Source organism: Agarivorans sp. MS3-6 (genome assembly GCF_054112545.1).
In genome coordinates this window covers 2,387,251-2,410,547 of record NZ_CM134202.1, presented here as the reverse complement: position 1 = coordinate 2,410,547, position 23,297 = coordinate 2,387,251, and the positions used below count along the sequence as shown (strand labels likewise).

The following is a 23,297-nucleotide window of genomic DNA, read 5'->3' as shown; positions in this document are numbered from 1 at the left end:
CGGAGGCATCATGAGCAACGAAAACTTATTAGTAGAAATTGGCACCGAAGAATTGCCACCAAAAGCGTTACGCGGTTTAGCTGAATCTTTCCAAGCGAATGTGCAAGCAGGTCTTGAAAAAGCAGGCTTCGAATTCACTCGCGTAGAGTGGTTTGCAGCCCCGCGACGCTTAGCCTTGTCAGTTCAAGCATTAAGTGAAAAAACCCCGGACAAAGTCGTTGAAAAACGTGGTCCTGCGGTAAGTAGCGCATTTGACAGCGAAGGTAAACCTACCAAAGCTGCAGAAGGTTGGGCTCGCTCCAACGGAATAACAGTAGAACAAGCCGAGCGCTTAACTAGCGACAAAGGTGAATGGCTGTTACACAAAGCAGAGATCAGCGGACAAACTATTTACCAGCTGATCCCGGATTTAGTGGCCGATGCTTTAGCCAAGTTACCGATCCCTAAACCAATGCGTTGGGGTGCAAAAACAACTCAGTTTATTCGCCCTGTACACACCATCACTATGTTATATGGTGAGAAGTTGGTGCAAGGAAATATCTTAGGTATCGAGTCTGCTCGTACCGTTCGTGGTCACCGCTTTATGGGTGAAGCAGAATTCGAACTGAATCACGCTAATGATTATGTACAACAGTTAGATCGTCGCGGAAAAGTTATTGTTAATTACCAACAACGTAAAGCCATTATTCAAGAGCAAGTAGAGGCTGAAGCGGCTCGTGAAGGCGGCGTGGTTGAAGTAGATGAAGCACTGCTAGAAGAGGTTTGTTCTTTAGTAGAGTGGCCAGTTGCCATGGTGGGTAGCTTTGAAGACAAGTTCTTAGAAGTCCCCGCTGAAGCACTGATTTACACCATGAAGGATAATCAAAAATACTTCCCTATTTTAGATACCGAAGGTAACTTGCTGCCTCGTTTCATCTTTGTTTCTAACATTGTGAGCAAAGATCCTAAGCAGGTTATTGAAGGCAATGAAAAGGTTGTACGCCCTCGCCTTGCTGACGCAGAGTTCTTTTTCAAAACCGACCAAAAAGTACGTTTAGACAGTCGCTTAGACAAGCTGGCTACGGTTGTGTTTCAGCAAAAACTTGGCAGCTTATTAGATAAATCTAACCGAGTGTCAGAATTAGCCGCACAGATTGCGGCCGAAATTGGCGCCAACAGCCAACACGCACAACGTGCCGGCTTACTGTCTAAAGCAGATTTAAATAGTGAAATGGTACTAGAGTTCCCTGATATTCAGGGTGTGATGGGCATGTACTACGCTAAGTTTGACGGCGAGCACGAAGACGTAGCTAACGCATTAAACCAGCAATATTGGCCACGTTTCTCTGGCGATAAGCTGCCTGAATCAAAGGTTGCGTCAGCGGTCGCTATTGCCGACAAGCTAGATACTCTTGCCGGTATTTTTGCAATTGGTCAATTACCTAAAGGCGACAAAGACCCATTTGCACTGCGCCGTGCTAGTTTAGGTATTATTCGTATCATTCAAGACAAAGCCTTTGACCTTGATTTAGATACTTTGATTAACAGTGCCTTATTGTTACTGCCTATCGAGCTGGACCAAGCCGCCCAAGCCAAAGTGCATGCTCAACTCATTGAGTTTGTCTATGCGCGTCTTAAAGCCATGTACTTAGAGCAAGGCGTAGACCCAAGTGTTATCGCTGCTGTGTTAGAGCGCAAACCCACTAAACCCGCCGATATAGATAAACGGGTTAAAGCGGTAAGTCACTTCCGCTCTTTAGAGCAAGCACAAGCCTTAGCCGCTGCCAACAAGCGGGTGTCTAACATTCTGGCGAAGAACCCAGACTTTGTTAAACCGCAAATTGATGCGAGCTTGTTGAAAGAGCCGCAAGAGCAAGCTCTGGCTGAAGCTGTTAGCGCGATGGCCTTAACACTTAAACCACTGCTAGAAAAAGGCGACTATCAACAAGCCTTGATCGAATTAGCCGCACTTCGAGAAGTGGGAGATAACTTCTTTGATAATGTGATGGTCATGAGCGAAGACGACGCCCTAAAAATTAACCGTTTAAGCCTGCTGAACTCGTTACGCCAGTTGTTTTTAGAAATTGCTGATATTTCTTTAATCCAATAAGCAGGTAACTTAGCGCTTAAATTTAAACCGCTTATTTTTTGGAATAAGCGGTTTTTTTTGATCTAGTTAACTGTTTTAAGAAAATGCCTAAAACCTTGAAATCCTTTTCAGTTTCGTAGTGTGAGCTTGGCACGTTTTTTCCAGCCAAGCTCGGCTATAACTAGTCTCGAGTTCAGCTCATTACGTAATGTTTGTCTGCAAAGACAAAGGAAAGCTATAAAAATATAAAGGAATTGGAAATGCTTAAAAATATCTTGAAAGCAGGTGTGCTAGCGCTAATCACAGTTATTGCTGCTGGTTGTGCTTCAGGCGGCGGCGACGCAAACGGTAAATTGGGTACAGATGTGTACTTACGTGGTGTATTCACTTGGTGGGATGCAGCTCCAGAATTCAAATTGATGCCAGTTGAAGGTAAAGAGCACCTTTGGAGTGCAACCTCTCCAGTAGACGAGCCTCTAATTGCTGATGGCCAACCGTACGAGTGGAAATTTGGTGATGCTGCATGGCAATGTGGTACTAACTTCGGTTTCCTATCTGGAGAAGCTGACATCAAACTAGGCGAACGTCGTCAATCAAACAAATGTTCAGCGTTTGATAACTTCAAATTTACTCCAGAAGAAGATGGTGTTTACCGTTTCTTCATGGATTGGTCTGGCGAAATCCCAGAAGTTTACATCGAAAAAGTTGAAATGTAAGCTCTGCTTACTTATTGCTAAAGCCCCTTAAAGGGGCTTTTTTTTTAACGGTCAACAACACTATATGGATGTAAATAATGCAGCAAGTCATTAAACCAGCCTTACTAGGCTGTTTAGTCAGCATGGCTATCGCGGGCTGTGCCTCAAACGAAGCCAATACTAGCCCTGCAGCAAGCAGTGCTAACCAAGCATTAACTCAAAGCGCGCAATGCTTACAATGGGACGGTCAGCCCATCACAGTAGATGTTGCTAATAGTTTTGAAGAAGGTACCGCTGTTAAAGATTTTTATAGCGGTCAAATGAGTACTGTTTATCAAGGTAAAGTAACCTTTACTCCCTCGCCTGAAAGTGGCGGGTTGTTGTTGCTTGAATCTGTTACCAAACAAGATGACGCGTTCAGCTGGGACAGCGCCTCAGTATATTTTGTTATGACCGACCGTTTTCACAACGGCAACCCTGACAATGATAATAGCTATGGTCGTAGCAAAGACGGAAAAAATGAGGTTGGAACCTTTCATGGCGGCGATATCGCCGGCCTTAGCGAAAAACTCGATTACATTGAAGACTTAGGCATAAATGCAATCTGGATTACCGCACCATACGAGCAAATTCGCGGCTGGGTTGGCGGGGGTATGCGCGGCGACTTCAAACACTACGGTTATCATGGTTACTATGTTCAAGACTACACGGTGATGGACCAAAACATGGGAACAGCCGAAGAATTCAAGCAGTTTGTCGACGATGCTCACTCTCGCGGAATTCGTGTTGTCATGGATATTGTGATGAACCATACCGGCTACGCCACATTGAGCGACATGCAAGAGTTTGGTTTCGGTGCGACCCAAGAATATGATGTGCCTATCGAGAATTATCTCGGTAAAAAATGGACCGACTGGTCACCCGGCAAAGGGGAGACATGGCATAGCTTTAATGACTATATCGATTATGGAAAACGTAACGAATGGGTAAAATGGTGGGGGCCAGACTGGGTTAGAACCGATATTTCTGGTTACCCTAACCCTGGACCTAGTGATTTAGAAATGTCTCTTGCCTATCTGCCAGACTTTAAGACAGAGTCTGACAAAGTGGTAGGTTTACCGCCGTTTTATAAAAACAAAGCTGATACCAAAGCAGTGGAAATTCCCGGCGCAACAGTACGTGACTACTTAGTCACATGGCTATCCGATTGGGTGCGTGAATATGGCATCGATGGTTTCAGAGCTGATACCGTTAAACACGTAGAGCCAGAAGCGTGGCAAGCACTTAAACTAGCCTCTAATCAAGCCTTCCAAGAATGGAAACAAAACAACCCGGATAAAGTACTGGATGACAGTGAGTTTTGGATGACCGGTGAGTTTTGGGGCCAAGGCCTAAACAACTCTCGTTTGTTTGATAGTGGCTTCGATTCATTGATCGACTTTACTTATCAAACAGAGCTAGCCAAAAAAGGCATGAACTGCTTAACCGACATGCAAGATGGCTATCAACGCTACTCAGACGTGCTTGGCAAGCGAGATGGCAAGGTATTGAGTTATGTGTCATCTCATGATACTCGCCTCGCCTACGGCAGTATCAGTAAAGATCTCGATCAGCAAAAGCAATTAGGTTCGGCCTTCTTGCTCATGCCTACCGCAGTGCAAGTTTACTACGGTGACGAAACGGCCCGAGAAAAAGGCCCTCGTAGTTCAGACAAACATCAAGCAACCCGTTCAGACATGAATTGGGATCAACTAGACGAACAACGTTTAGCCGTGCACAAACACTGGCAGAAACTACTGCAATTCCGTAAACGCCATCAAGCAGTGGGATCAGGTCAACACCAACAACTCAGTGCAGCGCCTTATGTATTTGAACGACGCAAAGGTGATGACGCTGTAGTCATCGTGTACGCGGGGCAACACGCTAAATAGCTTTAAGTTAGATGTTACCAAAGCGGCTTAGGCCGCTTTTTTTTAACCTAGCAATCTAGTAGCTATAATAAGCAGGGGAAATACTACGTATCCTCGTTTGCTATTCAAAAGCAAACTTTGTTAAGGTGACGCCTTGATGAAAAGAGGTACCCTATGACATATTCAGATTTCGGTAATAAATTCACTCGCCACGCCGGTATAACTCAGTTAATGGACGATCTTGACGAGGGTATCCGTGCCGGCGACGAAATGATTATGCTCGGGGGCGGTAACCCTGCGCAAATCCCCGAAATGACCGAAATCTTTGAACAGCACCTTCGTACAAGCCTAGAAAATAGCCAATTGCTTAATGCCTTGTGTAACTACGACGCCCCGCAAGGAAACAAAGCTTTCATTTCTAACCTGGCGCACTTCTTTAGAGAGCAGTTTCACTGGGATATAAATGAAGAGAATATTGCACTAACAAACGGCAGTCAAAGCGCATTTTTTTACCTTTTCAATCTTTTTGCGGGTAAAGGCAGAAATCACAAGCGGGTATTGTTTCCTTTGGCGCCTGAATACATCGGATATGAAGACAGTGGAATTAACGAAGACTTATTTATCGGCAACAAGCCCTCTATCGAGTTTTTAGCTGATCGTCAGTTTAAATACCATGTAGATTTTGAGAACCTAAGCTTAGATGAGTCAATCGGCCTAATATGTGTTTCTCGGCCAACCAACCCCACTGGTAATGTCATCACTGACCACGAAATTGGCAAGCTGTCACAGCTAGCTAAGCAGCATCAAATCCCCCTACTGATTGATAACGCTTACGGCTTACCTTTTCCAAACCTGGTTTTTACCGAGCAGGCTAGCCCATTTTGGGATGACAATACTATCTTGTGTTTGAGCCTATCGAAGCTGGGTTTACCTGGTACACGTTGCGGCATTGTGGTGGCCAAGCCAGAAACAATAAAAGCTATCAGTAACTTGTCTGGGATTATTAGTTTATCGCCCGGCAGCGTAGGCCCTGCTCTCGCCAACGAAATGCTCAAAGACAACAGCTTGCTAGATGCCAGTAACAACATTATTCGCCCTTTTTATCAGCATAAATCGCAGCAAGCAATGGCATGGTTGCAACAAGCTATTCCTTCTAGCAAGTTTAGGATTCATAAGTCAGAAGGCGCCATGTTTTTATGGCTTTGGTTTGAAGACTTACCCATTAGCGACAAGCAGTTATATCAGCAGCTCAAACAACAAGGCTTACTCATTGTGCCTGGCAGTTACTTCTTCCCTGGTGTAAGTAACAACTGGCGACATACCCAAGAATGTATTCGCCTTAACTTTGCTCAAAGCGAAGCCAATGTAAAACGCGGTATTGAGATTTTGGCCTCAGTGGTCAATCCGCTACTCGCTGAATAAGACATTAAAAAAGGGCCTGCGTAGGCCCTTTTCATTCATTATCTGATTAAGCTTATTATGCCGATTTAGCTTCTAAGCTTTCTACTGAATTTAGCTTGCCGTTAATCGGGATTTGCTTTGGTTTCAGAGCTTCAGGTATTTCTCGCTCTAAATCAATATACAGTAAACCATTCTCTAAATTAGCCGCTTTCACTTTAACATGATCGGCAATTTGATATTTACGCTCAAAGCCGCGCTCAGCAATGCCTTGATGTAAGAACTTAACTTGCTCAGCTTTTTTCTGTTTAGTACCGGTTACCACTAACGCGTTTTCTTGCGCCACAATGGATAACTCATCTTCAGCAAAGCCAGCTACAGCCAGAGTAATTCGATAATGATTTTCGTCTACCGCTTCAATATTGTATGGAGGGTAGCCGTTGTTTTGAGACTGGGCACTTTGATTAGAAGCCGCTTCAATGAAACTTGCTAAGCGGTCAAAGCCAATAGAAGTGCGATAAAGGGGTGAAAAGTCATATTGGTTACGCATATATATTATCCTCATAGAGCAATAAATTGTATTGGACCAGCGCTATTGCTGCGTCCCTTTCGTTACAAGACCCATCGCTATGGCATCCTGTTATAACTATATATGGGGATGGCTTTTTAAGCTTTCAAGTACAAAAAAGGCAATATTTTCATATTGCCTTTTTATTGGTATTTCAAACAAACGCTAACAACTACACGTCAAGGTTCTCAACGTTTAGCGCATTTTCTTCAATGAAGTTTCGGCGCGGCTCAACTTGGTCACCCATCAAGGTAGTAAATAGCTGGTCACAAGCAATCGCATCTTCTACTGTCACTTGCAACATACGACGAGTTTCAGGGTCCATGGTCGTTTCCCAAAGTTGGTCAGGGTTCATCTCCCCCAGTCCTTTGTAACGTTGGATATACAAACCTCGACGCGACTCAGCCATCAACCAGTTAAGGGCTTCTTCAAATCCTTTTACTGGCTTGGTTTTTTCACCACGTTTAATGTAAGCCCCTTCTTCAACTAAATTATTTAGTTTTGCAAACAGACTACAGATATCTTGGTAATCATGTGAAGCGAAGAACTCTGGCTCAAACTTAAATGACACATCCACACCATGTTGGCGAAGCGTTACTACCGGGTAGTAAATTTCACGTTCTTCGTGTTTTTCTATTTCTACTGAATAGTAGTTACCACTTGGTAGTTCAGCATTCACCGGCCCGATTAGTTCTTCGGCCCATTGCTCTAGTACCTCTGCTTGCTTCAACTCTTCCACATTAAGTGGGCGTTGATAAACCATTTGGCTCAGCAAAGAGATGGGGTAACGGCGAGACAAACGCTCGTTGTTTTTCCACACTCGACGGTATTGAGTCACTAATCCTTCCAACTGTTCACCGCTAATTGCAGGCGCTTCAGCATTTACATAAAGGCCAGCATTATCTAAGGCTAAGCTTGTTAGGTATTCAGTCAACGACTCTTCATCTTTTACATAACGCTCTTGCTTACCCTTTTTCACTTTATATAAAGGAGGCTGGGCGATGTAGATATAACCACGTTCAATAATCTCAGGCATTTGACGGTAGAAAAAAGTCAGCAATAGAGTACGAATGTGCGAGCCATCCACATCAGCATCGGTCATGATAATGATGTTGTGATAACGGGTTTTGTCTGGGTTATATTCATCGCGACCAATGCCACAACCCATAGCAGTAATTAGGGTGGCAACTTCTTGCGAAGATAGCATCTTGTCGAAACGCGCTTTCTCTACGTTAAGAATTTTACCCTTCAATGGTAAAATAGCTTGGTTTTTGCGGTTACGCGCTTGTTTAGCACTGCCACCCGCCGAGTCTCCTTCCACTATGTATAGTTCAGAAAGGGCGGGGTCTTTTTCCTGACAATCGGCTAACTTACCTGGTAAGCCAGCTAAATCTAGCGCACCTTTACGGCGAGTCATGTCGCGAGCTTTACGTGCGGCTTCACGCGCACGCGCAGCATCCAAAATTTTCTGCGTAATGATTTTAGCTTCTGAAGGATGCTCTAGTAAGTACTCGCTAAGTTTTTCACCCATGGTTTGTTCAACCGCAGACTTAACTTCAGAGGACACGAGCTTGTCTTTAGTTTGGCTAGAGAACTTAGGATCAGGCACTTTAACCGAAACAACGGCGGTTAAACCTTCACGGGCATCATCACCGGTAGCATTGTTCTTGTCCTTTTTATTAACGCCTTCCTTCTCCATATAGCTATTAAGAGTACGGGTTAGCGCCGCTCTAAAACCCGCTAAGTGAGTTCCGCCGTCTTTCTGAGGAATGTTGTTAGTAAAACAATATACGTTTTCTTGGAAGCCATCGTTCCATTGCATTGCTAGTTCTACAGCAATACCGTCATCACGCTGGAAGTTAAAGCTAAATGCTTTGGGGTGAATCGGTGTCTTGTTGGTGTTTAAGTAAGAGACAAACGCTTCTATACCACCTTCATACATGAAGTGGTCCTGCTTATCATCGCGCTCATCTTTTAGGATGATCGATACACCAGAGTTAAGGAACGAAAGTTCACGTAAGCGCTTGGCTAAAATATCGTAGTGAAACTTAGTATCAGAAAATATTTCATTACTTGGCCAGAAGCGTAGCTCGGTACCGGTCTTATCGGTATCGCCCACAACAGCGAGTGGCGCATCAGGTTCACCTAGGGTATAAAACTGCTCGTAAACATGTCCTTGGCGCTTAACAGTAAGCTGTAGTTTTATCGATAGTGCATTCACCACCGAAACACCTACACCGTGCAAACCACCAGATACCTTATAAGAGTTATCATCAAACTTACCGCCTGCGTGCAGTACAGTCATAATAACTTCTGCTGCTGAAACCCCCTCTTCTTCATGCATATCAACAGGGATACCACGCCCATCATCGGATACTGACACCGAACCGTCATTATGAATGGTTACTACTACATCCTGACAGTGTCCAGCTAATGCTTCATCGATAGAGTTATCTACGACTTCGAATACCATGTGGTGTAAACCTGAACCATCGTCGGTGTCACCAATGTACATTCCAGGACGTTTTCTTACTGCATCAAGACCTTTTAGGACCTTAATACTCGATGAGCCATATTCATTTTCAGCCATGTTTTACTCTCGTTTTATAGTCGCTGATAACACCATGTTCCACGTGAAACACTGTGCATCCTTCTAAATCAAATCCATCTAGCATTTGCTCTTCAATAGCAGATACAAATACTTGTGACCCGTTTCGTTGCAAGCATTCTGCTAACAACTGTCGTTTAGACATATCAAGTTCGGCGGCAAAATCATCGATTAGATAAACAGTTTGCCTACCGCTATGCTGCTGAGCATGTTGCCCTTGCGCTAAAATCAATGCGCATACAAACAACTTTAGTTGCCCCCGCGAAATTACATCTACTGCATTAATACCATTAAACCTAAATTTCAGGTCAGCTTTGTGAGGGCCAACTTGGGTATAACCCAACATTCGATCACGCTGAAAATTAGATTGTAATAACTCTGCCAAATTGGCTTTTTCATCCCAACCTTGGTAGAAAGCCAAATCAAATTGGTACTCAGGTAGAAACTCTTTAACCAAGCTCATTAGCGCAGGCTTAATACTTTCTATATATGTTGCACGCTGCTGGCTTACCAGTGCAGCGAACTCTACCAACTGCTTGTCCCAATAAGCCAATTCGCCATATTGGCGCGTTTGTTTAATCAGTGCGTTGCGTTGCTTTAATACACGCTTATAGCTTTGCCAAGCCACATGAAACTGATGTTCCACGTGAAACACTCCCCAATCCAAATAAGCCCGACGATACTTTGGGCTTCCGTCGACTAAGCCATAGCCTTCGGGGTGAAGAATTTGTATCGGCAATAACGACGCTAGCACCGACTGACTCCGCACTGTTTCTTTATTAATTCTTAACGTTGTTTCACCATTTTTGAATTTTTGCAGACCAATTTTATGTTCGGTCAATTGAGCAAATACAACAAAACTGTCTTTGTGGTAAGCAACAACTTTACTAGCACGATTACTGCGAAAGGAGCGACCAAACCCAAGATAAAAGATCGATTCTAATACACTGGTTTTACCGCTACCGTTCGGGCCTAGTATCACATTTAACGTTGGGTTAAATGTAAGACTAGCGTTTTCGATATTTCTAAAATTTTGTAAGCCTAAGCTTTGTATATGCATTGTATTAAAGATTTACAAACGCATTGGCATAACAACATACATCGCTTTACCGCTTTGCTCACTATCTTCAATTAACGCACTGCTATTACTGTTGCTCATATTAATCCGTATTTGGTCGCACTTAAGTGCATTTAATACATCTAATACGTAGACAACGTTAAAGCCAATTTCTAAGGCTTCAGCATCATAGTCAACATCGAGAATCTCTTCGGCTTCTTCTTGTTCTGGGTTATTGGCAGTAATATTTAAAGTACCTGCTTCTAACTGTAAACGCACACCGCGAAACTTCTCATTAGACAAAATGGCAGCTCGCGAAAAAGCTTGCTTCAACTCTTCTCTGCCTGAGATTAGAGCCTTATCACTATTCGCTGGCAATACACGGCGATAGTCAGGGAAGCGACCATCAACCAGTTTACTGGTGAAGGTAAAGCCCTGCACACTAGCGCGTATATTATTACTACCGATCTGCAGCTCTACCAGTTGGTCTTCATGCTCGAGTAAGCGAGAGAGTTCAGTAACGCCTTTACGCGGCACAATAACCTGCTGGGCTTGCAGAGGTGCATCGAAACGTTGCTCTGCTAATGCTAAGCGGTGACCGTCGGTAGCGATAGTTTTAAGACCTTTTTCATCGGTCTCAAACAACATGCCATTTAAGTAATAACGAACATCTTGGCTAGCCATAGAGAACTGCGTACTGTCGATCAGGTTTTTCAACTGACCTTGAGTCAACTGAATAACCTGCTGACTTTGCCAGTCTTCAACATTAGGAAAGTCGCTAGCAGGTAAAGTGGCCAAAGAAAAACGGCTTCGACCAGATTTTAAAACCAAGCGATTATCATCTGCTTTACAGCTAATTTCACATCCATCGGGTAAGCCACGACAAATGTCCACAAACTTTTTGGCTGGCACGGTTACTCGGCCTTCGTTCACCGCATTTTCTAAGGGAAGTGTCGCAATAAGCTCAACTTCCATATCGGTACCTGTAATAGATAATTGTTGATGACTAATGTCGAGCAATACATTACCTAAAATAGGAATAGTTGGGCGCCCACCTAATGCGGCACTCACCTGCTGTAAAGGTTTAAGCAGTTGTTCCCGATTTATACTAAATTGCATACTTAAAAACGCCTCTCCAATTATGACGATAAGGTGCGAATCAAATTCTGATAGTCTTCTTTAATGTCGTGGCTTTCTTCTTTAAGCTGATTAATTTTACGACAAGCATGTAATACCGTGGTGTGGTCGCGCCCACCAAAGGCATCGCCAATTTCTGGCAAACTATGGTTGGTGAGTTCTTTAGCTAACGCCATCGCCAACTGGCGAGGTCTTGCTACCGACCGAGAACGCCGCTTTGACAACAAATCAGCTATCTTAATTTTGTAATACTCTGCGACTGTTTTTTGAATATTATCAATGGTGACCAGCTTCTCTTGTAAAGCCAGTAGATCGCGTAAGGCTTCACGAACAAAATCAATGGTAATTGCGCGACCAGTAAAATTGGCGTTGGCAATAACTCGGTTCAATGCCCCTTCTAGCTCACGCACATTAGAGCGTAAGCGTTTAGCAATAAAAAACGCCACCTCATCCGGTAAACGAATGTTATTTTCGTTTGCTTTGGTCATCAAGATCGCCACCCGGGTTTCTAACTCAGGAGGCTCAATAGCCACCGTTAGACCCCAACCAAATCGACTTTTGAGTCGATCCTCTACGCCATCAATTTCTTTTGGATAACGGTCACTGGTGAGAATAATTTGCTGATTACCTTCTAACAACGCGTTAAAAGTATGGAAGAACTCTTCTTGCGAACGCTCTTTATTGGCAAAAAATTGAATGTCATCGATAAGCAAAGCATCCACACTGCGGTAATAGCGCTTAAAATCCTCTATCGCATTGTTTTGTAAAGCTTTTACCATATCTTGAACAAACCGTTCAGAATGCATGTAAACCACTTTTGCATTCTTTTTGTTGGCAATGATGCCATTACCTACGGCGTGCAATAGGTGAGTTTTACCTAAGCCGGTACCCCCATAGAGAAATAGTGGGTTGTAAGCGCCACCGGGGTTATTGGCCACTTGGGTAGCAGCTGCCCTAGCGAGTTGATTTGACTTACCTTCAACGAAGTTATCAAACTGATAAGTGGCATTGATATTATTTCGATGATTTGCTTCTAGCGCCGATTTAACCGCAGGCTCTTTATCCCAACTTTTTCCGTTATCGTTAAAGTTAGTTTGAGCATTACCCACTCCGGCTTGAACCGGAGACGCTTTTGCTTTGGTGGTTGACGGAATATTTACCGGACGACTACCCACCTCAAATCGCAAGTTAGGTTTATCGTTGCCGCAAAACTCTTCCAATAAAGCGTTTATGCGAATCAGGTACTTGTCTTTTACCCAATCCAACACAAACCGGTTGGGCGCGTACAATACCAATAACTCAGCATCTTGCTCGACTTGCAGTGGTCGGATCCACATACTAAATTCTGTTGCCGGCAATTCATCTTGTAAACGAACTAAGATTTGTTGCCAAAGAGACCCACTCACTCGCGACTCCGCGTTATCACCAAAAAGACCGTCTATTTTATAACGGAAGCCGCTTAAACTCTAGGTTTCTTATGAATTATTCACAAGCAGATAACAAATATGTGAATAAAACTAGATTGGCCATATAACAGCTTAGTTATTTGATATAACCACAGTGTATTTGTGCAAGTTTAAACTCTAGAGTAGAATTTTTATCCATACACAACCACTCAAATAGACTAATCCACATGAAACTACTAAAGAAATCACCATTACTCATTGGTTTACTACTAATTAGCCTTGCACCATGGTCAGCATTTGCGCAAGAAACAGTCAAAGTAGGCATGTCTGGTCGCTACTTTCCTTTTACCTTTGTTAAGCAAGATGAATTACAAGGTTTTGAAGTAGATGTATGGAACGAATTAGCTAAGCGAAATGATTGGAAAGTTGAGTTTATCACTTCAAACTTCTCGGGATTATTTGGCATGTTGGAAACGGGCCGCGTGGATACCATTTCAAACCAGATCACCATAACTGATGAACGTAAGGCTAAATACCTATTCTCTTCCCCTTATGTGGTCGACGGCGCTCAGATAGTTGTACGCAAAGGTAACCAGGAAATTACCGGCATCGATGATCTGAAAGGAAAAAAGGTAGCCGTTAATCTGGGCTCTAACTTTGAGCAACTCCTGCGTAAATACGATAGCGAACAGCAAATCAATATTGTGACTTACGATACAGGTATTGAACAAGATGTAGCACTGGGTCGCTCAGACGCGTTTGTAATGGACCGTGTATCATCACTGGAGCTAATCAAAAAATCTGGTCTACCCTTAGCATTAGCAGGTCAGCCTTTTGAAACAATAAAAAATGCGATGCCATTTAAAAACAATGCCACTGGCCAAGCACTGCAAGCTAAAGTGAATGCCAGCTTAGAAGCAATGCAACAAGACGGTAGCCTAAGCGCTATTTCTAAAAAATGGTTTGATGGGGACATCACCAAATAATGTCACAATTTGACTTTAACTACATGTTGGAACTGTTCCCAATACTGTTCAAGTATTTGGGAACCACCATGGAAATGGCTGCAATTGCAGCCGTTATTGCCTTGATACTGGCCTTAGCCTTAGCGCTTTTCCGTGTCTTTAAGCTGCCTATTCTAAATCAGTTTGCCGTGGTGTTTATCTCATTCTTCCGCGGCACCCCACTGTTAGTACAACTATTTATTTTGTATTACGGCTTACCGCAAATATTTCCGATAATGATCGGCTTAGATGCGTTTAGTGCTTCGGTCATCGGTTTGAGCCTGCACTTCTCTGCCTATAAAGCAGAAAGCATCCGCGCTGCGATTAACTCGATCGACAAAAGCCAATGGGACGCCTGCTACGCCTTTGGAATGACTAGGCTTCAAGCACTAAGGCGAGTAGTACTGCCGCAAGCCTTACGCACCGCATTGCCATCGCTAATGAACTATCTCATCGACATGATCAAGAGCACCTCGTTAGCATTTACTTTGGGCGTGGCAGAAATCATGGCTAAAGCGCAAATGGAAGCGTCTAGCAGCTTTAAATTCTTTGAATCATTTTTAGCTGTTGCCCTTATCTATTGGGGAGTTGTTGCCATATTTACCCAAGTTCAAAATGTCGCTGAAAAGCGTTTATCCAAGGCCTATTAAGATGATAAAACTGAGCAATATTGAAAAAGCCTTTGATGGACAAATAGTACTTAACGGTATTGATCTTGAGGTAAATGAAGGCGAAGTTGTGGCTATCATCGGTCCTTCAGGTACAGGGAAATCTACCCTATTACGCTGTATTAATTATTTGGAACAGCCTGATCGAGGAGACATTTCGGTTGATGATCTTTGTGTCAAAGCTGAACGTCACCAACAAAGTGAAGTATTAGCTTTACGTAGAAAATTGTCTTTTGTATTTCAAAACTACTCGTTATTTGCCAATTTTAATGCTTTGCAAAACATTGCAGAACCGTTAATTACGGTATGGAAACAACCAAAACAGCAGGCCTATGCCACGGCCACTCAAATTTTGAGTGATATAGGGCTGGCAGATAAAGCGAATCACTACCCGAGCCAACTATCAGGCGGTCAACAGCAACGGGTAGGCATTGGTCGTGCAATGGCAACACATAGCAAAGCGATTTTATTTGATGAACCGACCTCGGCACTCGATCCTGAGTGGGTAGCAGAAGTGCTCGCACTGATCAAACAACTGGCCTTACAAAAACAAACGATGATTATTGTTACCCATGAAATGGCTTTTGCCCGCGAAGTAGCCGATCGCATTGTGTTTATGAGTGATGGTGAAATAGTTGAGCAAGGCAGCCCTGAACAACTATTTAAACATGCAAAAGATCCAAGAACTCAACAGTTTATATCAAGTATCGTTAAGCGTGGAGCGTTCTAATTACTACGATCTATTGCACCTTTATATAGACCTACTATAATGCCGCGGAAGATCCAAAGGATCTTTTTATATTCCACAAACTAGATTAAACGATATTTAGTTTGACTTAGAAGAGGTGAATGATTAGAATTTCGCCTCTTTTTTTACCCGGTGCATAAACCTCTATGGTTAACCTGCATCGATTTTACTGTACAGTAAAAACTAGCTAGCAAGAGTAATAACTATGAAACGTACTTTTCAACCAAGCGTACTAAAGCGTAAGCGTAGCCACGGTTTTCGCGCTCGCATGGCAACTAAAAACGGCCGCCAAGTTTTGGCTCGTCGTCGTGCCAAAGGTCGCGCAAGTTTGTCTGCATAATTAAGTGCAAAGACATTCGTTCGGCAGGGAGTTACGTTTGTTAACTCCCATGCATTTTAAACACGTATTCTCCAACCCCGTTCGTGTGGGTACTCCTCAACTCACTATCCTTGCAAAAACCAATACTTTATCTCATCCTCGTTTGGGTTTAGCTGTTTCCAAAAAAAGCATTAAACTTGCCGTAGGCAGAAATAGAGTTAAACGTTTAGCAAGAGAAAGCTTTCGTCTGCATCAGCATCAGTTACCCGCAGTAGACATAGTTGTAATTTCCAAGAACGGTATTTCAGATTTAAGTAATCAAGAACTGATTAAGCTTCTGGAGAAATCATGGCGAAGACTAACGCGCCGTTGCGAATAATCGCAATTATGCCCATTAAGGCTTATCAATATGTGATAAGCCCTATGCTTGGCCCGCGCTGCCGCTTTACGCCATCGTGTTCAGATTATGCAATTGAAGCAATTAATTTGCACGGTGTGATAAAAGGTTGTTGGTTAGCAAGCCAACGTCTATTAAAATGCCATCCTCTACATCCTGGCGGGCATGATCCTGTTCCAGGTTCCAAAAAAACTAATAGTGATTAACTAAATTATGGAATCTCAACGCAATTTACTAATAATTGGGTTGCTGTTTGTAAGTTTTCTTATCTATCAGCAATGGCAAAAAGACTACGGACCACAACCTGTAGTAACAACTGCAACCAATACCGCAACCACAACGGCTGCGAATGCAAATAGTGATGTGCCAGCAGGTGCAGCATCTCTCGACGATTCAGCTTTAACTCAAGCCGCAGCAGCAACTGGCCAGTTAATCACTGTAACGACAGACGTATTAAAACTTAAAATTAGCGCGCAAGGCGGTGATGTAGTGAGTGCGGAACTATTGGCTTACCCAATAGAAGAAGACTCGCCTAACCCCTTTGTGCTATTAGAAGATAACGCTAACTTTACCTACATTGCGCAAAGCGGTTTGATTGGCCGTGATGGCCCAGACGCAAATGCCAATGGCCGCCCTGTTTACCAAGTCAGCAGTGATAGCTTTCAGCTAGCCGATGGCAGTGATGAATTAGTGGTAGCGCTTAGTTATCAAGATCAAAACGGTAATAGCTTTGTGAAAAGCTTTATCTTTGCTCGTGGTAGCTACGACGTAAAAGTAGACTTTGATATTACCAACAACGGTGATAACAACCTAAGCCTGCAGCAGTACAGCCAAATTAAGCAAACTGAAAAAGAGCATAGCTCTAGCATGGTAATGCCAGTGTACCGCGGTGGCGCATACTCTAGCGATTCAACCCGCTACTCAAAGTACAGCATTAAAGACATTAAAAAGTCTAACCTAAACGTAACCACTACCGGTGGTTGGGTGGCAATGATGCAACACTACTTTGTAACCGCTTGGCTACCAAATGCAGACCAAACTAACCAATTGTACTCAACCAGTAATAACGGTTTTGTATTCATGGGTTACAAGGCGCCAGCTGAAATTGTAGCGCCAAGCCAAAGCATTAAGTTAAGCAGTGCATTGTGGGTGGGTCCTAAGCTACAGGCAGAAATGGCTGAATCAGCGCAACACCTAGACCTTACCGTAGATTACGGCTGGTTATGGTTTATTGCACAGCCACTGTCTAAGTTACTTAAGTTCTTCCACAGCATCGTGGGTAACTGGGGTGTCGCTATTATTCTTATCACCTTCACCGTTAAAGGTTTGTTGTACCCGCTAACTAAAGCGCAATACACCTCAATGGCGAAGATGCGTTTACTGCAACCTAAAATGGCAGCACTACGTGAGAAGTTTGGTGACGACCGCCAGAAAATGTCGCAAGGCATGATGGAGCTCTACAAGAAAGAGAAAGTAAACCCATTGGGTGGCTGTTTCCCTATCTTGCTACAAATGCCTATCTTTATTGCCCTGTACTGGTCGCTAATGGAAAGCGTTGAATTGCGTCATGCCCCGTTCTTTGGCTGGATTACCGACCTATCGGTAAAAGACCCTTGGTTCATTTTACCTATCCTAATGGGTGTGAGCATGTTCTTCATTCAGAAGATGTCTCCTACCACCGTAGCCGACCCAATGCAGGCTAAAATCATGCAGTTTATGCCGGTTATCTTTACTGTATTCTTCTTATTTTTCCCTGCTGGTCTAGTACTTTACTGGTTGATGAGTAACGTGGTAACGCTGATTCAGCAAACCATTATTTACCGTAACCTTGAGAAAAAAGGTCTGCATAAACGCTAAACACAAACTTTAGCAACAATGCTAAAATGCCATTCAGTGAAGGCTGAATGGCATTTTTTATTTTTGACGGGTAACTTCAGAGAGAGTCAGCATGAATTCAAATGATACGATTGTGGCACAAGCTACTGCACCAGGGCGTGGCGGCGTGGGTATTATTCGTGTATCAGGTCCTATGTCACAGCAGGTGGCAGAAACACTACTGGGTAAATGCCCGGCTCCTCGTTATGCCGACTACCTAGCATTTAAAAACCTTCAAGGTGATACGCTTGACCAAGGCATAGCCTTGTTCTTCAAAGGCCCACATTCCTTCACCGGAGAAGACGTACTAGAACTGCAAGGCCATGGCGGCCCTGTGGTGATAGATATGCTGATCCGTGAGATTAGCCAAATTAACGGCTTACGCATGGCCCGCCCTGGCGAGTTCAGTGAACGCGCATTTCTCAACGATAAGCTCGATTTAGCCCAAGCAGAAGCCATTGCAGACCTTATTGAAGCCACCAGTGAGCAAGCCGCTAAAAGTGCCTTACAATCGCTTCAGGGCGAGTTTTCTAACAAAATACATCACTTGGTAGAAAACGTGACCCGACTGCGAATATACGTTGAAGCGGCGATAGACTTTCCTGAAGAAGAAATTGATTTTCTTAGCGATGGCAAAGTGCAAGCCGACCTATACGCGATTATCGAAGACCTAAGTCAAGTGCAAGCCCAAGCTCGCCAAGGTTCTTTGCTGCGCGAAGGCATGCGTGTTGTTATTGCCGGTCGCCCCAATGCCGGTAAGTCTAGCTTGCTGAATGCCTTAGCGGGTAAACAAGCCGCCATTGTTACCGATATTGCTGGCACTACCCGTGACGTATTACGCGAGCATATTCATATTGATGGCATGCCTTTACATATTATTGATACCGCCGGCTTACGTGACGATGCTGATGTCGTTGAACAGATTGGAATCGAACGAGCTTGGGACGAAATCAATCATGCTGATCGGGTGTTATTTATGGTGGATGGCACCACCACTGATCAGCTCGACCCGCTAAAAATATGGCCAGAATTTGTCGCCAAGCTACCTGAAAATATTGGTATGACAGTAGTGCGTAACAAAGCCGATATAACCGGTGAAGACCTCTCAGTAGTGATGGATCATGGCCACCCAGTTTATAAACTTTCAGCCAAAACAGAGTTAGGTTTAAGTGAGCTAAAAGACCACCTCAAAGAGTGCATGGGTTTTAAAGGCAACATGGAAGGAGGGTTTATGGCCCGACGCCGCCACCTCAACGCCATTGAATTAGCCGCTGAGCATTTAGATAACGGTAAAACTCAACTAGAAGTTTATCAAGCAGGTGAATTACTGGCTGAAGAATTACGCTTAGTTCAGCAACACCTAAGCGAAATTACTGGTGAGTTTAGCTCTGACGATTTACTCAGCCGCATATTTACCAGCTTCTGTATCGGAAAGTAAGGTGGGCAAATAAGGGAAATTAACGGCAATTAACGACAACTAACTTACTGATTTTATTAGATCTCACTGTTCGTTAGTTTTCATTGTTTTCCGTTATTTTCTAATTATGGTCCCCAATTGGTCCCCATGACACGATGAAACCGTGATTTGGGGACCAATTGGGGACTAAAATGAAAATTTCTGTTGAAAAACGTACACTTAGAGCAAACAAAACGAGAGCTTTACGGCTTATTTATGATTACGGTTATACCTCTGACTTAAAGGGTAAAAATCGGCGAAAAAAAACCTATGAAACGCTCGATTTATTTGTTTTTGACCAGCCAAAAACCTCTCAACAACGCCAGCACAACAAAGAACAACTACAACTTGCTGAAGCAATAAAAAGTAAAAGGCTCGTTGAGTGGCAATCTCAAAAGCATGGCTTTGAAGATCGAACTAAACGTTCGGCCAGTTTTATCGACTACTTTCAGCAGCAAGTTGGTATCAAAGAACAAACCACCTCAAGATCCAATCATTCAATCTGGATATCTGCACGTAAGCACCTGCTGTTGTATTGCGGAAAGCATGACCTTAGCTTTGATGAACTAGATAAAGACTGGTTAGAAGGCTTCAAAACTTATCTTATGAATGAAGCAAAAACAAAAAGCGAGCAAGTATTGTCCCGTAATACTCAAAGTACTTACTTCAATAAGATCAGGGCTTCCATCAACGAAGCATATCGAGATGGCGTAATTCGCAAAAACCCTCTGCGGCAAGTCGCCAGTATTAAAGAAAAAACATCTAAAAGGGTTTACCTCACCCAAGATGAGCTCAAAGTGCTAGCGCAAACAGATTGCCGTTACCCTATCCTCAAAAGAGCGTTTTTATTTTCATGCTTAACGGGAATGCGTTGGAGTGACATTCAAAAGCTCACTTGGGCAGAAGTTGAAACCTTTCAAAATCACAAACGCATTACCTTTGACCAAAGCAAACTCTCGCATGGCAATGCAAAAAGTTTACAGTACCTAGATCTACCTACATCTGCAGAGCAATTACTGGGAAAGTCCAAGACATCTAGTGAACGTGTTTTTAAAGGTCTGCGCTACTCCTCATACACTAATGTGGAGTTGTTAAGGTGGTGCCTAGCGGCTGGTATTAGTAAGCACGTCACTTTTCATTGCGGCCGCCATACTTTTGCAGTAATCCAACTTTCACGTGGTATTGACATCTATGCCGTCTCTCGACTGCTTGGCCATAGTGAGCTTAAAACGACCGAAATTTACGCTGATATAATCGAGCAAAAGCGCATGGATGCTATGCTCAGCTTTCCGGATATAAAAATAATTTAGAAATTTACTAAAAAATCTACAAATCCTAAAAATAAGTTTGGCTTTAACGATTACCAATCATAAATCGGTAATCGCTAATGGCAGGAAATAACGAAGCAGCACTAATGAAAATGGTACTGGAACAACTAACTAAAGTACGAACAAGCGTCGCTGAAATGGAGCGAAGAGCCCAAACAGCTGACCTAACTAATAAGCCAATTTTAGATATCAATGAGTGCGGTATTTTACTCTCAATGACATCTGCCCAAATCTATAAGCTAACCTCGAGTCAGGAGATCCCTCATTCAAAAATAGGAAAACACCTCAGATTCAACCGCGAGGACATCATTGAATGGGTGAAAGACAACCGTATTACCACTCGGCGCGAAATAGAGCGAAGAGCTTCAAATCATGTAACTAAGGGAAAAGCGGCCAGGTAAGCCACGAACAACTACAGCTAAACTTAAACAAACCTTTGTAGCTGGTTTGCCCTACGCTAAGTGATTATTGGACAAAAGCGTGTTACGTTATTAGCTCAAATATCGGTGGTTCGGATTAGATTCAGTACGGTTAGATCGGAGTTAACGCCTCGCATCACCGGAAATTTGCGGCGCGTAGCAGAGCAAATTGTGATCCGACTTGATTGCTTTGTTAAGTGTATGATCACATGAGCCTATTGACAGTAACCAAGAACAAAATTGCTAAGATTAATACTAAATTAGTTGTTGATGTAGACAACAGCAATTGAACAGACTCTATATACATTTTGACCCCCTGAGTTGATGGGTAAATGTTAGCGTCATTTGAGTTCAGAGCTAAGGAAAGTTACACAACTTAAAATTCAACAACTTTCCCTCCTACGTTTAAGGAAGTTCCCAACGTTTTTCCTTGATAACTCAACATCCCAACTAGTAACAATTGCCACTACATTAATAAAAACATCAGAGTTAGAAAGCTTGATGTCATCACTAGATTTTTCTAAGCATGCAAAAGTCCATGCGTTGAATATTTTTTCTACAATATTTTGAGATTTTGCTTTGACAAAGCGAGCATGATACTCAGACTCTAACTCCGTTTTATCATTTAACGCGTCTAGGAAGTCCACAGCTGATATACAGTCAAAATGCTTAAAACCTTGAGAATCAATTTTACATGGCTTTAAACCCAAGTCGTTGGCGCCTATTTGCAAAGCTCGATCCGATTTTGCGTCATGCCTTGCGACTAAATCGCGAAGTCTTTGGGTAGACTTAACTATATCGTCAAAAAGTTCACGCATCTCTAGAGGGTAATTTGCCGGATTTTGAGTCAATTGAATCGATCCGCTTTCATCTATTGGCAGTTGCCCAAGCCCATTTAGTTGATACTCCATGTTTTTAATTAGATGAGTAAACTCTTTCTTCGACATTTGAAGAAGTGAGTTTAATGAATCTACCTGATATTGACTTAGCTTATTATTAACCATACTTCACCAATACACTAACGCCGCACTCTAGCGAATCCCCTAATAATTCCTTGGAAATTCAATATAGTAGACGCGCACCCCGTTGTTTGATCTAATTAATTTCGCCAAAAACAAATCCTATCTAACCCTGCACGGAGGCAGTCGGGATGCGCGAAATTCAAATTCTACACCAAATGCTTATTGAGCTATGCCCTAATATTCACAAAAAACGCCTTAACTCTCTGATGGTTGCCACTACATCACTCTTGGATGGCGACAAATTGTCTCTCACTGAACTCGGGCGCAATATTACAAGCAGGGTCTCACCTAAACACTGCATTAAACGCATGGACCGCTTGCTCGCTAATCATCATTTAAATAGTGAACGTTTAGCGATATACCAATGGCATGCTCGGCAGATTTGCGGGGCGAATCCCATGCCAGTGGTGCTAGTAGATTGGGCTGATGTGCGTGAGCAATTACGCATGATGACCTTACGAGCATCAATCTCTATTAAAGGGCGCTCTATTACCTTGTATGAACGCACCTTCGAGTTCAAAGATTACAATGCACCACGTAGTCATAATCAGTTCTTATTTGAACTCGCCAGCGTGTTGCCTCAGGGCTGTACACCGTTGATAGTTACGGATGCGGGGTATCGCAATACCTGGTTTAGAGAAGTAGCCTCTTATGGCTGGTATTGGTTGGGTAGGCTACGTGGCGAGGTCTGTTATCAGCTCAGTGACCAATGGGCGCTGACTAAAACCTTGTATGATTCGGCAAGCTGTAAAGCGCATTACATAGGTGCGGTGCAAATCGCCCGCAAGAAGCCCATGCCCTGTCACTTATATGTATTTAAATCCAAGGATAAGCACCGTAAAGATAAACGCTCTCGTCGCTCAGGCAATAACCATTCAGCCAAGAAGCTTTATCACCGCTCAGCCAAAGAACCTTGGGTACTCGCCACCAATTTACCGCCCGAACTCTTTAATGCGATACAAGTGACGAAGTTATATGCCAAACGGATGCAAATAGAAGAAACCTTCCGAGACTTAAAAAGCCCACAATACGGTTTTGGCTTACGCCACAGTCGCTCACGATGTCCACGCCGGTATGACGTACTGCTGCTGATAGCTTTACTGGCTGACATTATTTTGTGGTGGTTAGGTTTAGTGGCACAGCAAGTGGGTTGGCAACGACACTTTCAGGCCAATACCATCCGTAAACGGGCGGTTCTATCGGTAGTCCGCTTA

General features: G+C 43.3%; 20 protein-coding genes and 1 pseudogene. 15 read left to right on the top strand and 6 right to left on the bottom strand.

Annotated features, from left to right (window positions below):
- The first annotated feature begins 10 nt into the window (after positions 1-10).
- The 4 genes from glyS (at position 11) to ACVFI8_RS11070 (ending at position 6,095) form a co-directional block, all read left to right on the top strand.
- Positions 11-2,089: a glycine--tRNA ligase subunit beta gene (glyS, locus tag ACVFI8_RS11085; protein WP_457871375.1), complete on the top strand. Its 2,079-nt coding sequence runs from the start codon at positions 11-13 to the stop codon at positions 2,087-2,089.
- A 239-nt stretch (positions 2,090-2,328) separates the two neighbouring features.
- Positions 2,329-2,784 carry an early set domain-containing protein gene (locus tag ACVFI8_RS11080; RefSeq protein WP_248713630.1) on the top strand — a complete coding sequence of 152 codons (456 nt, stop codon included), beginning with the start codon at positions 2,329-2,331 and terminating at the stop codon, positions 2,782-2,784.
- Positions 2,785-2,861: 77 nt separating this feature from the next.
- Positions 2,862-4,694, top strand: coding sequence for an alpha-amylase (locus ACVFI8_RS11075; RefSeq protein WP_457871373.1), 1,833 nt, complete (start codon positions 2,862-2,864; stop codon positions 4,692-4,694).
- A gap of 153 nt (positions 4,695-4,847) precedes the next feature.
- Positions 4,848-6,095: a valine--pyruvate transaminase gene (locus tag ACVFI8_RS11070; protein WP_457871371.1), complete on the top strand. Its 1,248-nt coding sequence runs from the start codon at positions 4,848-4,850 to the stop codon at positions 6,093-6,095.
- A 55-nt stretch (positions 6,096-6,150) separates the two neighbouring features.
- Here the strand turns inward: ACVFI8_RS11070 and ACVFI8_RS11065 are convergent, their stop codons facing one another.
- The 5 genes from ACVFI8_RS11065 to dnaA form a co-directional block, all read right to left on the bottom strand.
- The gene (locus tag ACVFI8_RS11065; RefSeq protein WP_248713627.1) at positions 6,151-6,621 is read right to left on the bottom strand and encodes an Hsp20 family protein; all 471 of its coding nucleotides are present in this window, start codon (positions 6,619-6,621) and stop codon (positions 6,151-6,153) included.
- A 190-nt stretch (positions 6,622-6,811) separates the two neighbouring features.
- Positions 6,812-9,229 carry a DNA topoisomerase (ATP-hydrolyzing) subunit B gene (gyrB, locus tag ACVFI8_RS11060; RefSeq protein WP_248713626.1) on the bottom strand — a complete coding sequence of 806 codons (2,418 nt, stop codon included), beginning with the start codon at positions 9,227-9,229 and terminating at the stop codon, positions 6,812-6,814.
- Entirely contained in the window at positions 9,222-10,307 is a 1,086-nt protein-coding gene (recF, locus tag ACVFI8_RS11055; RefSeq protein ID WP_457871369.1) for a DNA replication/repair protein RecF, read from the bottom strand. Before recF ends, gyrB begins: the two co-directional genes overlap by 8 nt.
- A 12-nt stretch (positions 10,308-10,319) precedes the next feature.
- Positions 10,320-11,423: a DNA polymerase III subunit beta gene (gene dnaN / locus ACVFI8_RS11050; RefSeq protein WP_248713624.1), complete on the bottom strand. Its 1,104-nt coding sequence runs from the start codon at positions 11,421-11,423 to the stop codon at positions 10,320-10,322.
- 20 nt (positions 11,424-11,443) lie between these two features.
- Positions 11,444-12,847, bottom strand: a complete 1,404-nt coding sequence (gene dnaA, locus ACVFI8_RS11045; protein ID WP_248713623.1) for a chromosomal replication initiator protein DnaA — start codon at positions 12,845-12,847, stop codon at positions 11,444-11,446.
- Between the two features lie 227 nt (positions 12,848-13,074).
- Here dnaA and ACVFI8_RS11040 point away from each other — a divergent pair, with 227 nt between their 5' ends.
- From ACVFI8_RS11040 to ACVFI8_RS10995, 10 genes are all read left to right on the top strand, one after another.
- A complete protein-coding gene (locus ACVFI8_RS11040) occupies positions 13,075-13,833 on the top strand; it encodes an amino acid ABC transporter substrate-binding protein (RefSeq protein ID WP_457871367.1) in 759 nt (252 codons plus the stop codon).
- Positions 13,833-14,501, top strand: a complete 669-nt coding sequence (locus ACVFI8_RS11035; protein ID WP_457871365.1) for an amino acid ABC transporter permease — start codon at positions 13,833-13,835, stop codon at positions 14,499-14,501. Before ACVFI8_RS11040 ends, ACVFI8_RS11035 begins: the two co-directional genes overlap by 1 nt.
- 1 nt (position 14,502) lies before the next feature.
- Complete coding sequence (locus tag ACVFI8_RS11030; RefSeq protein WP_248713620.1) at positions 14,503-15,249, top strand: amino acid ABC transporter ATP-binding protein; 747 nt, start codon at positions 14,503-14,505, stop codon at positions 15,247-15,249.
- 223 nt (positions 15,250-15,472) lie between these two features.
- Entirely contained in the window at positions 15,473-15,607 is a 135-nt protein-coding gene (rpmH, locus tag ACVFI8_RS11025) for a 50S ribosomal protein L34 (protein WP_016400276.1), read from the top strand.
- A 37-nt stretch (positions 15,608-15,644) separates the two neighbouring features.
- Positions 15,645-15,965 (top strand): ribonuclease P protein component, encoded by a 321-nt coding sequence (rnpA, locus tag ACVFI8_RS11020; protein ID WP_256469305.1) that lies wholly within the window; start codon positions 15,645-15,647, stop codon positions 15,963-15,965.
- Positions 15,935-16,189: a membrane protein insertion efficiency factor YidD gene (yidD, locus tag ACVFI8_RS11015; protein ID WP_248713618.1), complete on the top strand. Its 255-nt coding sequence runs from the start codon at positions 15,935-15,937 to the stop codon at positions 16,187-16,189. Before rnpA ends, yidD begins: the two co-directional genes overlap by 31 nt.
- 7 nt (positions 16,190-16,196) lie before the next feature.
- Positions 16,197-17,840 carry a membrane protein insertase YidC gene (gene yidC / locus ACVFI8_RS11010; protein ID WP_457871362.1) on the top strand — a complete coding sequence of 548 codons (1,644 nt, stop codon included), beginning with the start codon at positions 16,197-16,199 and terminating at the stop codon, positions 17,838-17,840.
- Between the two features lie 91 nt (positions 17,841-17,931).
- Positions 17,932-19,296 (top strand): tRNA uridine-5-carboxymethylaminomethyl(34) synthesis GTPase MnmE, encoded by a 1,365-nt coding sequence (gene mnmE / locus ACVFI8_RS11005; RefSeq protein WP_457871360.1) that lies wholly within the window; start codon positions 17,932-17,934, stop codon positions 19,294-19,296.
- 170 nt (positions 19,297-19,466) lie between these two features.
- Positions 19,467-20,624 (top strand): site-specific integrase, encoded by a 1,158-nt coding sequence (locus tag ACVFI8_RS11000; RefSeq protein WP_457871358.1) that lies wholly within the window; start codon positions 19,467-19,469, stop codon positions 20,622-20,624.
- 77 nt (positions 20,625-20,701) lie between these two features.
- Entirely contained in the window at positions 20,702-21,043 is a 342-nt protein-coding gene (locus tag ACVFI8_RS10995; protein WP_457871356.1) for a helix-turn-helix domain-containing protein, read from the top strand.
- Between the two features lie 401 nt (positions 21,044-21,444).
- Here the strand turns inward: ACVFI8_RS10995 and ACVFI8_RS10990 are convergent, their stop codons facing one another.
- Complete coding sequence (locus tag ACVFI8_RS10990) at positions 21,445-22,065, bottom strand: hypothetical protein (protein ID WP_248713027.1); 621 nt, start codon at positions 22,063-22,065, stop codon at positions 21,445-21,447.
- A gap of 146 nt (positions 22,066-22,211) precedes the next feature.
- Between ACVFI8_RS10990 and ACVFI8_RS10985 the strand changes: the two are divergent.
- A pseudogene (locus ACVFI8_RS10985) lies at positions 22,212-23,297 on the top strand (IS4 family transposase); the annotation flags it as partial.